The 13,803-nt window shown below is 63.0% G+C and carries 14 protein-coding genes and 1 tRNA gene; 6 read left to right on the top strand and 9 right to left on the bottom strand.

Going from position 1 to position 13,803, the window contains the following annotated elements; all coding sequences use genetic code 11:
• Window positions 1-169: 169 nt before the first annotated feature.
• A complete protein-coding gene (locus tag C664_RS13170; protein WP_051019145.1) occupies window positions 170-799 on the bottom strand; it encodes a VOC family protein in 630 nt (209 codons plus the stop codon).
• Window positions 800-1,267: 468 nt separating this feature from the next.
• Between C664_RS13170 and C664_RS13165 the strand changes: the two genes are divergently transcribed.
• Window positions 1,268-2,143 (top strand): fumarylacetoacetate hydrolase family protein, encoded by an 876-nt coding sequence (locus C664_RS13165; protein WP_038011791.1) that lies wholly within the window; start codon window positions 1,268-1,270, stop codon window positions 2,141-2,143.
• Window positions 2,144-2,356: 213 nt separating this feature from the next.
• Complete coding sequence (locus tag C664_RS13160; protein WP_004261291.1) at window positions 2,357-3,340, top strand: IS5 family transposase; 984 nt, start codon at window positions 2,357-2,359, stop codon at window positions 3,338-3,340.
• Between the two features lie 654 nt (window positions 3,341-3,994).
• Here C664_RS13160 and C664_RS13155 read toward each other — a convergent pair.
• The 3 genes from C664_RS13155 to C664_RS13145 are packed head-to-tail and all read right to left on the bottom strand — an operon-like array spanning window position 3,995 to window position 6,483.
• Entirely contained in the window at window positions 3,995-4,957 is a 963-nt protein-coding gene (locus C664_RS13155; protein ID WP_004261288.1) for an HD domain-containing protein, read from the bottom strand.
• The gene (locus C664_RS13150) at window positions 4,950-6,299 is read right to left on the bottom strand and encodes an Arm DNA-binding domain-containing protein (protein WP_232435105.1); all 1,350 of its coding nucleotides are present in this window, start codon (window positions 6,297-6,299) and stop codon (window positions 4,950-4,952) included. Before C664_RS13150 ends, C664_RS13155 begins: the two co-directional genes overlap by 8 nt.
• The gene (locus C664_RS13145) at window positions 6,247-6,483 is read right to left on the bottom strand and encodes a hypothetical protein (RefSeq protein WP_004261282.1); all 237 of its coding nucleotides are present in this window, start codon (window positions 6,481-6,483) and stop codon (window positions 6,247-6,249) included. Before C664_RS13145 ends, C664_RS13150 begins: the two co-directional genes overlap by 53 nt.
• Window positions 6,484-6,625: 142 nt before the next feature.
• Between C664_RS13145 and C664_RS13140 the strand changes: the two genes are divergently transcribed.
• Window positions 6,626-6,889, top strand: coding sequence for a helix-turn-helix domain-containing protein (locus tag C664_RS13140; protein WP_004261279.1), 264 nt, complete (start codon window positions 6,626-6,628; stop codon window positions 6,887-6,889).
• Window positions 6,890-7,054: 165 nt separating this feature from the next.
• Here the strand turns inward: C664_RS13140 and C664_RS13135 are convergent.
• Window positions 7,055-7,131: transfer RNA gene (locus C664_RS13135), tRNA-Arg, on the bottom strand.
• A gap of 148 nt (window positions 7,132-7,279) precedes the next feature.
• Between C664_RS13135 and C664_RS13130 the strand changes: the two genes are divergently transcribed.
• Entirely contained in the window at window positions 7,280-7,723 is a 444-nt protein-coding gene (locus C664_RS13130; protein WP_004261276.1) for a c-type cytochrome, read from the top strand.
• 96 nt (window positions 7,724-7,819) lie between these two features.
• Here C664_RS13130 and C664_RS13125 read toward each other — a convergent pair whose 3' ends face one another.
• Complete coding sequence (locus tag C664_RS13125) at window positions 7,820-9,814, bottom strand: UvrD-helicase domain-containing protein (RefSeq protein ID WP_004261272.1); 1,995 nt, start codon at window positions 9,812-9,814, stop codon at window positions 7,820-7,822.
• A gap of 115 nt (window positions 9,815-9,929) precedes the next feature.
• Window positions 9,930-10,607: a DUF4197 domain-containing protein gene (locus C664_RS13120; RefSeq protein ID WP_004261268.1), complete on the bottom strand. Its 678-nt coding sequence runs from the start codon at window positions 10,605-10,607 to the stop codon at window positions 9,930-9,932.
• 199 nt (window positions 10,608-10,806) lie between these two features.
• Here C664_RS13120 and C664_RS13115 point away from each other — a divergent pair, with 199 nt between their 5' ends.
• Both C664_RS13115 and C664_RS13110 read left to right on the top strand, forming a co-directional pair.
• Window positions 10,807-11,304, top strand: a complete 498-nt coding sequence (locus C664_RS13115) for a TlpA family protein disulfide reductase (RefSeq protein ID WP_004261265.1) — start codon at window positions 10,807-10,809, stop codon at window positions 11,302-11,304.
• Window positions 11,305-11,306: 2 nt separating this feature from the next.
• Window positions 11,307-11,939: a pentapeptide repeat-containing protein gene (locus C664_RS13110; RefSeq protein WP_004261262.1), complete on the top strand. Its 633-nt coding sequence runs from the start codon at window positions 11,307-11,309 to the stop codon at window positions 11,937-11,939.
• Window positions 11,940-11,971: 32 nt separating this feature from the next.
• On the opposite strand, the gene C664_RS13105 is transcribed toward C664_RS13110, so the two are convergent.
• Together C664_RS13105 and C664_RS13100 are read right to left on the bottom strand one after the other, a co-directional pair.
• Window positions 11,972-12,586 (bottom strand): chemotaxis protein CheB, encoded by a 615-nt coding sequence (locus C664_RS13105; RefSeq protein ID WP_157354140.1) that lies wholly within the window; start codon window positions 12,584-12,586, stop codon window positions 11,972-11,974.
• 8 nt (window positions 12,587-12,594) lie between these two features.
• Complete coding sequence (locus C664_RS13100; protein WP_004261257.1) at window positions 12,595-13,467, bottom strand: CheR family methyltransferase; 873 nt, start codon at window positions 13,465-13,467, stop codon at window positions 12,595-12,597.
• Between the last annotated feature and the right edge of the window lie 336 nt (window positions 13,468-13,803).

Genomic DNA, 13,803 nt, shown 5'->3' with positions numbered 1-13,803 from the left:
TCATACTTGAGGAATAACCCAACCCAAACAATGGCAATGCCACTCCCTCAACGCGTTTGCTAACACGTTTCTGCGTATTCTTGAACGCGCCAGAATCCGGAATGCCCTGTGGAATTTTTCGTTACCCGCAGCAGGAAGATTCATCCCATTACTCGGGTCTTTATGTCGTTTATCGACTGCCCGGCGGTGGAGCCAATTTCGAATAGACATACTCACTCCCCGCGGGCACGGGCGCCGCCCCTTGGCGCAGCAGGTCGGAAACAGGTTCACCGGAGCGCATTTTTGCCAGGAGAAGGTCCGGATCGAAATCGACACCGATCGGATTGGCAGCAAAGGCATCAGAGTAGAAGTACTTGGCAGCTTCGTGAATGTCGTCGTAATTGTCCACCTGAAGTTCGAGCTCGTTGCCGTCGGGGTCCCGGTAATACATCGACGTGGTCGGCCCATGGTTGATGGACCAAAACGGCTGGATGCCCTTACCCTTCAACCTCTCGTAGGTGGCAAGTAGGTCCTGGAGACTTCCATACGTAAAGGCGACGTGATCAACACCCGTGTACTGTTGTTCCGGGGCCTTAAGCTGGGACGTGTTGAGCAAAGCGATTCTGTGATGCTCATCGTCGTAGGTAAGAAAAGCGATAACGCCGTTCTCGAACGAAGTTTTCGCATGGAAGACCGTTCGATACCACTCGAGCATTTGCGAAAATCGGGCGGTACGTATCACGACATGAGCTAGCTTCTTCGGCACAATTTCCGACCCACTTCCCTCTCCCCGATCCGCGGGGCTCGTTCCTTTAGCCATAAGATTCTCCAGTTTTAGAGGGACCGATCGGGTTGGAGCTTGCTCAGAATGCTCTTCGCACACACTCAAACCTCAAACGCCCCCCGACAGTCGATCGGAGGCTACGCTGCGGATCACCTCGAGGCTTAGCGCCCCTTGCTGGAAACGGCAGAAATTGCGGTGGGTGCGTATCCTCAAGTCGCCTGTGTATTGATCATCCCGACATGCAGATAGATGCCGGCAGCGTTCCCTGACTCCGCATGAAGAGAATCAACCTCTGGCAACGTGGGCATCGCACCCAAGGGCCGTCCAGGCACAGGCAGACAAGGTTAATTGCGCAGCTGCGAGAAGATTGAAGAACCGCAAAATTCCCATATTCCCGCAAGGTCAGCAAAGCAAGATCGCCGCTGACCGACCAGAGTCCGAGAGGATTTCTGACGAAAATAGTACGTTCGCCCTACAAACAGGGACAACCCGGAGAAAAACGCAATGAAGCTTGCAAGATTTCGAGACCCGGAAGGAAGAGAGCGGGTGGGTATGGTCGTTGCGGGTGGGATCGTCGACGTTGCGAAACATCTTGACCATAACGACACCCTGGGCATCGTCGACATAATCGAATCATGGGACACCTATCGGCCGCAGCTCGAGCGCATCGCGGCGCAACCGGCTGACTTCACCCTAGAGGCGGTGCAGCTCCTGGCGCCAATTCCCCGCCCCGGAAAAATCTTGGGCATCGGCTTGAACTACGCTGATCACGTTGCCGAATCGGGGATGCCGAAGCCTGACAACCAGGTCTGGTTCGCAAAGATGCCTACCGCGACCAATGCGCCGATGGGATCCATCGAACTACCTACAGTATCCGAACAGCTGGACTACGAAGCGGAGCTGGCCTTCGTGATAGGCAAACGCTGTCGGCATGTTTCACGGTCTGAGGCAGCGGGCGTGATTTTTGGCTACTGTGCCGCAAACGATGTCAGCGTCCGGGACTGGCAGCTGAGTACTTCTCAGTTCATGCTTGGAAAGTCTTTTGATACGCACGCCCCCTTTGGTCCGTGGCTCGTAACATCCGACGAGGTAGGCGACCCACATGCGCTCGACATCATCTGCCGGGTCAATGGCGAGGTGCGTCAGCATTCAAATACCAAGCACTTGGTTTTCGACTGCTACGATCAAATCGAGCATCTTTCGCATGTCATGACGCTCGAGCCCGGTGACGTCATCCTCACCGGAACACCCGGTGGGGTCGGGGCCGGGTTTAAGCCACCGCGTTGGCTTAGGGTGGGTGATGTTGTGGAGGTCGAGATCGAGCGTATTGGTAGTCTGCGGCACACAGTCGTGCGCGAAACCCTCGAGAGCATTACCTAGCGCCTTTCTAGGGTCTTTTCGCATCCACGCACTAAACGGCGCACTCGCCTCACCCGCTTGCACGACCACCGCAGCCGAACACATATATACCATCGTTCTGGCACGCATTCGTTTCACACTAAGGCAACGCTGATTTATTCGCCCAGCGGCACCCGTCAGTTGGCATGCTCTTGAGACAATAGCGGCTGCTGAGCCACGATGAGACCTCAATCGATGCAATCGAGCTTTTCCGAGCTGGAGTACGCCGGGAAGAAGAAGCAGACGCGGCGCGACCGTTTCCTGGCCGAGATCGAAGCGGTGACGCCGTGGTCGGCGCTCGAGGCAGAGATCGAACCGTTCTATCCGAAGGGTGGCGGTCGCGGCCGTCCGCCGATCGGGGTGGCACGGATGCTGAGGATGTATGTTGCTCAGCAGTGCTTCGGTCTGTCGGATGAAGGGATCGAGGACGCCATCTACGACAGCCAGTCGATCCGCGCCTTCGTCGGCATCGACCTGGCCCGCGAGGCGGCGCCCGACGCGACCACGCTGTTGAAGTTCCGTCGGCTGCTGGAGACGCACGGGCTCACCCAGAAGATCTTCGAGGCGATCAAGTCGCATCTGGCAGACAAGGGGCTGATGATGCGCGAAGGCACCATCGTTGACGCGACGATCATCGCCGCAGCGCCTTCGACCAAGAACCGCGCCAAGGCGCACGACCCGGAGATGCACCAGGCGAAGAAGGGCAACCAGTGGTACTTCGGGATGAAGGCGCACATCGGCGTCGATGCCGAGTCCGGGTTGGTGCATGCGGTCGTGGCGACGGCGGCCAACGTAAGCGACGTGAGCCAGACACACAAGCTGCTGCACGGCGAGGAGACGGAGGTGCTCGGTGATGCGGGCTACCAGGGTGCCGACAAACGCGAAGAGAACCGCGACACCCCGGTGAGCTGGCACATCGCACTGAAGCGCAGCAAGCGCAAGGCGCTGCCAGCCAACCGGCTGGGGAAGCTGCTTGAGCAGCTCGAGCGCGCCAAGGCGAGCATTCGGGCCAAGGTCGAGCACCCGTTCCATGTGATCAAGAACCTCTTCAAGCACAAGAAGACCCGCTACCGTGGGCTGGCGAAGAACGAAGCGCAACTGTTCTCGCTGTTCGGTCTGGCCAATCTGTTCCTGGCGCGCCGACCGTTGTTGGCGCTCTATGCCCGAGGTGCGTCCTGAGGGGGCACCAAGGTGCGAAAGCGGAGGGGAACGGCCCAGGGCCGACTCGACCTGAAGCATCAAATGCCATCGAACTCGAGAGGCCGTCACGGATACGCCCTCAAAATCGGTCCGCGGGTACTTGAACATGATTTGTTCAGCACGTCCCTAATCGTCATATTTGACCGACCCGCACCCTCGACTTTGGAGATCGGGAGCGGGCCGGCTCTCCCTCTGGAAGAGCGCACGTGCTCAGTAAGAACTTGTCCGTAATTAACTGATAATGCGGTTTTCGTTCTTCCTCGGAGCAGGTGCATGGGGCCAAATCGTGGGTGTCGGTGAAACTTGCTTTCTCGAATGTTGATTGGGAAAAGGTCTACAGCGAATTCAAGGCTGCAGGTCAGGCTTCATCGGACGGAGCGCAGGGGGAGAGCGCGAGGTGAATCACGCAGCCGAAATTGTCTCACACGGCACCAAGCCCTTCGTTAACCGGTCACAACATGGGCATACGGTCTGTTTTCGGCAGCCTGGGCAGGGCAGGAAAAAATCAAGAAGCCACCGCAGCCACATTGGACCGCGGTGGCTAATGGACTGCGCGCGTGAGCGCTCCTGCTGGCTTCGTTCTCCCCGAACGCGCTCACATTCCCGTTACCGGCGCTGGCATCGCCCGCTCCTTCAGACGCTTGTTCCGACCACGTAGGGTTGTCCGCGCAGGTGGGGATGAAAGCGCCCGAAGCCTGCCTGGGCCGGCGAGTGCCGCGCCATCAGCTCGATCTGCCCCGAGAGCCGGTCCGCAGCCGAGAGCAGGATCGCATCGAGCGTGCAGGGCTCACGCAGCCCGAGCCACTCCGGTGCGCCGCGTGCGCTCGTGAGCGCATGGATCAGGCCGACGTACTGGGGCTCGGGGATGCAGACGCTGGCGTTGGCGACGGCCGCCGCGATCCACTCGATGATGGTGTGGCGGTGGCCGATGAGCTTGCCGCGCGTCGTCATCTCGAGGCCGCTACCGCCCAGGCAGTACTCGTCGGCTTTACCGGCGTCATGGAGCAAGGCCGCCATCAGGAGCACGTCCGGGCAGGCGAGCGCCTGGTTCTCGGCCATCTTGAGCGCCTGCTCCGCCACCTCCAGGGTATGGCGGAGGTTGCCGTCCGCGCCGCTGTGGTGCCCTCTCAGCGAACTCGCGCCGAGCAGGTAGCGGTGCAGTCGCGACGCGTCCCAGAAGATGGCGTTAAACAAGTGCTGGAAGTGTGGCGGCAAGCGATGCCACAACGCACTGGCACGACTGACCAGCGTGCGCTCCTGCACCCAGGCTGTCGGAATCGTCTGGAACAGATCGACACTCGCTTCCGGGCGCTCGAGCACCGCCAGGCGGCTGATGCGTACCGCACCCCCCAGACTCTCGGGCCTGCCAAGCCAGCGGATCGACACTAGGCTGCCGACGCCGAGCCGGGCGTCGACCTTGCGCGAAGGCCACTCGACCATCAGGCTGGCGCGCTCGTGAAACAGCACCGCGCGGTTCAGGGCATAGTGATTATCGAGCGGCAAACGGCTGATCGATTCCACACGAAAGATCGGTGGCAGCTTCGCCACCACGTTGTCCGGAGCAGCGGAAGGGATGGGCAGGTGCTGTTCAGTCATGATGCTCTCCTTCATCGGCCTGTTCGGCGACCGACTCGGTTTCCGGCACGGTGTTTTCGTCCTGCCCGGTTTTCACCGGCAAGGTCGTGCCCAAGGTCTGCGTGATGAGTCGCTCGAAGGCCGAGCCGTCACGCCGCGTCAAGTTGGGCACGTAACGCGAATACACGCGAAAGAGCATCTCGGTGGTGGTGTGCCCGAGCTGACGGGCGATCCACTCCGGCGCCTCGCCGCTGGCGAGCCACAACGTCGCCGCGGTGTGGCGACACTGATACGGGCGGCGCTTCTTGAGGTTGAGGTGTCGCAACAGCGGGTACCACACTCGGTTGGTGACGTTCTTGTGGTCGAGCGGTGTCCCCAGCCGGTTGCAGAACACGAACTTGCTGAGCTTGCCTGTGGCTTCGAACTGCGCCTTGAGTGCATCGAAGACCAATTGGCTCATCTGGATGTCGCGCTGGCTGCCGTCGGTTTTCGTGTATTCCTCCTCGCCACCGACGATGGTCTCGCGAACCAGGATGAGGCGGTTGTCGAAATCGACGTACTTCCACTGCAGTCCGTCGACCTCGCCGGTGCGCAGGCCCGTGAAGAAGCGCACGGTGAAGTAGTGCCTGAAGTCGGGCCGCACGGTGTCGAGGATCTGCTTGACCTCGGCGAGGGTGAAGGGATCGACGTCGGTGCGCTTCGTCTTGAGCTGTTTCACGCTGTCGAAGGGCGTGCGAAAATCAAAGCGGTCGGCCGCTTCATTGAGGATTTGCCTGAGCGGGTTCAACATCTTGTTGATCCTTGCCGCAGACAGTTTGGTTTGCTTGCCTTTCGCGGTCGCTTTGCCGAGCTCGGCGCGATAGGCAAGGACGTCCGCCTTGGAGATCTGGCCGACCTCCTTCTCCCCAAACTTAGGGATCAGCGCGCGGTCCAGCTCCCGGCGGATCGTCGTACGGTACGAGCGACGCCACTCCACCTCTTTCTCGGCGTACCAGGTCTCGGCGAAGTCCTTGAAGAGCGGCGTGCTCGGGACGCTGGCTGCCGCCGACGGCAACGCAACCACAGCAGCGGTTGCCGACCCGACCATCCCTCCAGGGGCTGGATCGAACTTCGCGGCGTTCTTGCTGCCGGGGAAGAAGCGGCGGTAGTCGAAGGTGCCGGCGGCGATGTCGGCCTCGATCGCGCTCAGAACCTTCTCGAGCTTCTTCTTGTTCAGAGCAGTCTCAGGGAGCGCGGTGTACTCGCGGCAACGCACCCCCTGATAACGAAAGTCGAAGAACAGGAACCCCGTTTGGCTATGCTTGCGAATGCTACCCATGACACACCCCGCCGTTTGCCATCGGGATTGCGAAGCTGGAGACATTCGAGGTGTGCCCCATATCGCGCTCGATGTGCTCCCATATGTAGAGGATCTTCCTGCCGCCGAAGGGGCGGATGTAGTGTGTTCCTTCGATGAGCACCGAATCCTTCAGCCGCTCACGGATCGTCCGCGGGTCGTACTTGATGAGCCCCGCGAGCTCGTCGGTGGTTAGATAGGTCAGCGACATCACAGCCTCCTTGATTTGATCGGTTATCAGCGATCTACATTTAAGCTCACCTGATAACAAATTTAATCACACCTTTGCAGGACGTCAACATCAGGCGATAATATTTTTCATCACCCGTTAGAAAACAGGCTCAGGTGCTCACATGATCAGGTTCCGACTCAAGGAGCTCATCGCAGAAAAGGAGTTTCGGGAACGTCGCGTGATCACGATGACGGAGGTCGCGGCCCAGACGGGTATCAACCGGATGACCCTGTCGAAAATCGCCAACCACCCGGGCTACAGCACCGTGACGGATAACCTGGACAAGCTGTGCGACTACTTCGCATGCCGGCTTGAGCAGCTTGCCGAGCATCTACCCAACTTGAAGCCTGCCGACGACGACGGCGTAGGGGATGCCCAGAAGTAGCGGTCAATTGGGCGGTGATGCCGGGCCAGGGAAGCAAGGGTCGAAACCACTGGCCTCAGGTGATGGCCCGCCAGGACGAGGGCCAAGGATGGGCCAAAAATGGGCCAAGCGTGGGCCAAAAAGAAAATGGGCCAGGCCCGTTAAGACCTAACCCATTGAATTGTTTGGCGCGCCCGAGACGATTCGAACGTCCGACCCCTGCCTTCGGAGGGCAGTACTCTATCCAGCTGAGCTACGGGCGCGTGCCGTGGCGCCAAGGGCACTCACGTAAGGCGCGTAAGCATATAGTGCGCCGCATACAAAGTCCATGCCGCGCTGCCACAATGGTTTTTCGCCCGCTATAATCGCGGCTTTCGCCTTGCGCCATAACACAAGTCAAAGGACTCGAGCATGTCGAACCATCGCGCTCTCACCCGCTTCGCAACGCCTGTTGTCGCCATGGTCGCAGCCGCAGCGCTGGCCGGCTGTGGCAAGCAGAGCTCGGTCGATCCCGAGCTGACCGCCACCCTCATCCAGCCAGTTGCACGCGTCGAGATCCAGGCCGTCAAGATCACCCCGGGCACCCGCACCGGCGAGCAGATCTACAAGGCCATCTGCGCCGCCTGTCACGACTCCGGCGCCGTCGGCGCACCGAAGACCGGTGATTCGGGCGCCTGGGCACCCCGCCTGGCACTGGGTCACGACGGCCTGACCAAGTCGGCCATCGCCGGCAAGAACGCGATGCCCCCGCGCGGTGGTGGCAGCGACCTGACCGACACCGAAGTGAAGCGCGCGGTGGCCTACCTGGCCAACACCGCTGGCGCCAACTTCACCGAGCCCCCGGTCGAGCAGTAATCGACCGCCCCGCTTGCGGGAACGCTCGCAGCAAAAAGGCAGCCTCGGCTGCCTTTTTCTTTGTCCGCCCCGCGGCAATGGCGCCTCGGCAAGGCGTCAGCCGCCCTTCTCGCGCGATTCGAACATCGCCATGAGATTCGCCAGGCGCGCCTTGCCCTCTTCCTTCGACACCGGCGCAGCGGTCTTGCGGTCGTTCATCTTGATGTCGTCGCCCATCTCCGCAATGAAACGGCTCGGTTCGCAAAGGCGGAACTCGCGACCCGACTTGCGGCGCTCGCACCAGGTGATGTTGAGGCTGCGCTGCGCCCGTGTGATGCCGACGTACATCAGCCGGCGCTCTTCCTCCACCTTGTCCTCGTCGATGCTGCTCTGGTGCGGCAGCAAGCCTTCCTCCACGCCGATCAGGAACACGTGCGGAAACTCCAGCCCTTTCGAGGCGTGCAGCGTCGCCATCTGCACGCCGTCGAAATCCGGGTCTTCCTTGTCCAGCATCGACATCAGCGCAATGGTCTGGGTGAGCTCGACCAGGTTCTTGCCGTCCTCCTCGCCCTTGCGCCCCAGCCAGCCGACGAAGTCGCGCACGTTGTTCCACTTGGATTCCGCCTCGCGCGTGCTGCAGTGTTCGAACAGCCAGGCTTCATACTGGATGGCGGCCAGCAGATCCTCCAGCAGTTGTGCCGCCGGTTCGCGCGGGGCGCGGTACTGCAGGCGATTGATGAAGCCGGCGAACTCCTGCACGCCGTGCAGTTGCTTGGCGTTCAGGTGCTGGGTCAGCCCTTCCTCGAACACCGCCGCGAACAGGCTGATGTGACGACGGCCGGCGTAGCCGCCCAGCGCCTCGAGCGTGGTCGGCCCGACGCCGCGGCGCGGCGTGGTGATGGCGCGGATGAAGGCGAGGTCGTCATCTTCATTCACCAGCAGGCGCAGGTAGGCGATCAGGTCGCGGATCTCGGCCTTGTCGAAGAAGCTCTGCCCGCCCGACATCACGTAGGGGATGCGGTTGTTGCGCAACTGCTGCTCGATGATGCGCGCCTGGTGATTCCCCCGATACAGGATGGCGTAGTCCTTGAAGCGCGTGCGGTGCTCGAACTTGTGCGCGGCGATCTTGGTAGCCACCCACTCGGCCTCGTGATCGGCGTCGCGGCAGTTGGTCACGACGATCTGCTCGCCCGTGCCGTGCTCGGACCACAGCCGCTTGTCGAACAGCTTCTCGTTGTTGGCGATGACGGTGTTGGCGGCTTCCAGGATGCGGCGCGACGAGCGGTAGTTCTGCTCGAGCTTGATCACCCTCAGCTTCGGGTAGTCCTGCTGCAGCAGGCGCAGGTTCTCGACGTCGGCGCCACGCCAGGCGTAGATCGCCTGGTCGTCGTCGCCCACCGCGGTGAAGGCGCCACGCACGCCCGAGATCAGGCGCAGCAACCGGTACTGGGCGCGGTTGGTGTCCTGGTATTCGTCCACCAACAGATAGCGCAGCTTGTTCTGCCAGCGCTCGCGCACCTCGGGATGTTCGTCGAACAGGCGCACCGGCAGCGAGATCAGGTCGTCGAAATCCACCGCCTGATAGGCGCGCAGCGTGCGTTCGTATTCCTTGTAGAGCTTGGCGGCGACCGAGGCGATCTCGTTGTCGGCCAGCTGCGCGGCTTCCTCGGGCGTGATCATCGCGTTCTTCCACGACGAGATCTGCCACTGCATCTGCTTGGCGATGCCCTTGTCGCTGTCGCCCGCCACGTCGGACACGATCTGCACCGTGTCGGACGCATCCAGGATCGAGAACTGCGGCTTCAGCCCGCAATGCACCGCCTCCTGGCGGATGATGCGCACGCCCAGCGCATGGAAGGTGCACACCGTCAGCCCGCTCGGCGCCCGGCCGCCCATGATGTGGGCGACGCGCTCCTGCATTTCCTTGGCCGCCTTGTTGGTGAAGGTGATGGCCGCGATGTTGCCCGGGTTCAGGCCGCACTCGTTGATCAGGTGCGCGATCTTGTGCGTGATCACCCGCGTCTTGCCACTGCCGGCGCCGGCCAGCACCAGACAGGGGCCGTCGAGATAACGGATGGCTTCGCGCTGGGGCGCGTTGAGGAGGGCGGACATCGTGGCGGGGGCGTTACCAGAAAACAGAAGCCGCCCGACAGGGCGGCTTGGCGCGCAAGTTTAGCCGATCACGCCGGCACGATGCGCCCCCTTACATCTGCATCACGGCAATGCCTTACAGCGCGCCGAACACCTTCTTCGCCAGGCTGCCCGCCGCGCCCATCGGGTTCTTGCGGATCGCGCGCTCTTCCTCGGCAATCATCAGGTACAGCCCGTCCAGCGCCTTGCGCGTGACGTAGCCTTCGATCTTCGCATCCTCGCCCTTCACCAGCCCCACACCTGCCGCCTGCCCGGCCAGCTGGTTGTACTGCGTCGACACCGCCAGGCGCTCGGTGTGCTTCTTCACCACCGGCATGAAGCGCTGCGTCAGCGCGTCCTGCGTCTTGCTGCGAAAGTACTGCGTCACCGAATCGTCACCCCCGGTGAGGATGGCCTTGGCGTCCTGCACGGTCATCGACTTCACCGCCGCCAGCAGCAGCGCCTTAGCCTCGGGCACCGCGTCCTCGGCCGCACGGTTCATCGTCGTCACCAGCTGGTCGACGTCCTTGCCGCGGCCGGCCATGCGCAGCAGTGGCTCGGCCTGCTGCAGCACGCCTGGCAGCGGAATCTTCACCTTCGGGTTCTTCAGGAAACCGCCGTCGCGGCCCAGCATTTCAACCGCCCGGCCCGCCCCCTGGGTCAGCGCCTCCTTCAACCCGCCCGCCGCATCGGCGTTGCTCAGGCTGCCCAGGTCCAGCGCCCACGCCGGCGCACTCACCAGCAGGATCGCAATAGCACGAAAGATGGCACGCATCAGGCTCTCCTCAAGTTTGAGCACTCCGGTTCCCAAGGTGCACAACGATACGCCGATTGCACGCGCTGCGAGATCGAACCTTTCACCGCCACCCCGCCTCAAACCCCGCAAATGCGCGATCCGCCGGCCAACGCAACGGGTGACATCCGGCGCCTGCTCACGGACAATCGCGGCGCATCCCGCCCAACCGGAATCCGACATGAAGATGAAGATCCTGGCCGCCGTCGCGGTCGTCGTGCTCGCCATTGCCGGCGCCTTCGTATTCACCCAGAAACCGGCAGCCCCGGACGTGGCCTTCAACACCCTGCAGGGCCAGAGCTTCCGCACCGCCGACCTGCGCGGCAAGGTCGTGCTGGTGAACTTCTGGGCCACCACCTGCACCACCTGCATCAAGGAGATGCCCGGCCTGCAGGCCACGCACGACAAGTTCAAGGCGCGCGGCTTCGAGACCGTCGCCGTGGCCATGGACTACGACCCGCCGGCCCAGGTCGCCGCCTATGTCGAACGCAGCGGCCTGCCCTTCACCTTCGTGCTCGACCGCGACGGCAGCATCGCGCGCAGCTTCGAAGGCGTGCGCCTCACGCCCACCACCTACATCGTCAACAAGCGTGGCGAGATCGTGCAGAAGATCCTCGGCGAACCCGACTTCACCAAGCTGCACGCCCTCATCGACCAACTGCTGGCGGAGTCTGCGTGACGATGCGATCCCGTTCCGGCCTGATCGTCGCGCTGCTGTTGTGCCTGCCCCTGCTCGCCCACGCCCAGCGCGCGGGCAGCGTGGGCGGCTGCGACATCCGGCGCGGCACACTGTGCACCAACGCCAACCTCAACGGCGCCGATCTCACCGGCGTCAATCTGGCCAACTCGCAATTCACCCGTTCCGACCTGTCGGGTGCAAACCTCAGCGGCGCCACGCTCAACGAGGCCAACTTCTCCAGCACCGAACTCACCGGCACCAACTTCACTGGCGCCTCGATGACGCGCATCAACCTCCGCGCCGCCCGCCTGGGCCAGGCAAAGCTGGTCGATGCCGACCTGCGCAACGCCGTGCTGCAGAACGCCGACCTGCATCAGGCCGACCTCACCAGCGCCCGGCTGGCCAACGCCGACCTCACCAACGCGCGGCTCGACGGCGCCATCCTGAACAACGCCGACCTGCAACGCGCCAACCTGCGCGCGGCCAAGCTCAAGGGCGCTTCGCTGGTGGGAGCGAACCTGCAGGGCGCCATCCTCACCCGCGCCTCGCTGGTCGATGCGGATCTCACCGGCGCCAACCTCGACCAGGCCATCTTCCTTAACGCCCAGACCGAAGGCTGCACCGGCTGCCCCTGACCGGAGCAGTTTGCAAAGGCCGCGGGGCGCCTTCAGCGCCGCAGCGGATTGCGCAGCGCCTCGACGATGCGCGCCGCAATCGCCTGCACGTGCAGCGTCTCGCACGCGGCGCCAATCTCCACCGCCTCACGCGGCATGCCATACACCACGCACGAGACCTCGTTCTGCGCGATGGTGAAGGCTCCGGCGCGGCGCATCTCCAGCAGGCCCAGCGCGCCGTCCTTGCCCATGCCGGTCAGCAGCGCGCCCACCGCGTTGCCGCCCGCCGCGCGCGCCACCGAATGGAACAGCGCATCCACCGACGGCCGGTGGCGATTCACCGGCGGGCCGTTCGACAGTTCCAGCACGTAGTGCGTGCCACTGCGGCTCACCGCCAGGTGCGAATGCCCCGGCGCCAGATAGGCGTGGCCGGCGCGCACGCGCTCGCCGTGCTCGGCCTCCTTCACCCGCACTGCGCACAGGCGGTCCAGGCGCTCGGCAAAGGCCTTGGTGAAGCGCTCGGGCATGTGCTGCGTCATCACGATGCCGGGCGCATCCGCCGGCAGGCCGCTCAACACCTCGCGGATCGCCTCGGTGCCGCCGGTCGATGCGCCAATGGCGATCAGCCGATCGGCGCCTTCGATGCGCAAGAACGCGGGCCTGTTCAAGACGCTGTTCAAGTGCGCACCGGGCCGGCAGGCGTATAGACCGTGTGCCCCAGGTTGCGGAACAGGTCGGCGTGGTGCTGGAAGCTCTCGGAGTGACCGCAGATCAGCAGGCCGTCCGGGCGCAGCATCGGCTTGAAGCGTTCCAGCAGCTTGCGCTGCGTCGGCTTGTCGAAATAGATCATCACGTTGCGGCAGAAGATCACGTCCAGCGGCCCGCGCACCGACCAGGTGGGATCGAGCAGGTTGATCTTGCTGAAGCGGATGCGCTCGATCAGCTCGGGCTTGACCCGCGCCATGCCGGCCGGCACGCCAGCGCCGGTGATGAAGAAGCGGCTCCGACGCTCGGCGCTCATCGCGTTCAGGCGCACCAAGGGATATTCACCCTGCTGCGCCGTCGCCAGCACCTGCGTGTCGATGTCCGACGCCAGAATCTCCACCCGCCGCGTCGTCGGCAGGGCCTCGGCCAGCGTGATCGCGATGGAATACGGCTCCTCGCCGGTCGAGGACGCCGCGCACCACACCCGGAACGGCTCGTGCGCCGGCCGCTTGCGCGCATGGTCGGCGAGAATCGGGAAGTGATGCGGCTCGCGGAAGAAGGACGTCAGGTTGGTCGTCAGCGCATTGATGAAGGCCTCGCGCTCCGCCCCGCGGTCGCGCTCGACGAAATCCAGATAGGCCTGAAAGCTCGTGTGCCCCGTCGCGCGCAGACGCCGCACCAGCCGGCCATACACCAGATCCTGCTTCAGATCCGACATCGAAATGCCCGCCAACTGGTAGATCAGCCGGCGCGCCTGCTGGAACTCCCGGTCCGAAAACGGAAACTCCCGCGTCTGCCGGATCTGGCTGGTCTGCAACTGGAAATCGCCCAGACGTTTTTCCATTCCCTCTCGCCCTGCGCGATGAACTGTCAGTCGATATTAACACCGGCCCGATTCCCCCGTCCCGACGGGCCCCGAGCCAGATCGGGCAGCATGCGAAACCGGACGCCGGCCTCACCCTGCTCGACGCCATGCCCGAGAACTATGTCGCACCCGCAAGCAACATGCCCATGACCTGAAGCATTGCCCAAAGCATAATCACGGCATGACACGTAGAAGCCGCAGATCCCGGCGCGAACCGGGTCTCATCGAGATCGCCATGATCTCGGACTTGATCATCTCGGCCGTGCCTGCCCCCCGCCTCAATGGCACCTCGATGCCGGTACGCGGCAACGGACG

It is taken from the genome of Thauera sp. 63, assembly GCF_000310165.2.
GTDB lineage: Bacteria > Pseudomonadota > Gammaproteobacteria > Burkholderiales > Rhodocyclaceae > Thauera > Thauera humireducens.
Note: the sequence above shows the minus strand (reverse complement) of the source record. Positions and strands in the feature narration are given on the sequence as shown.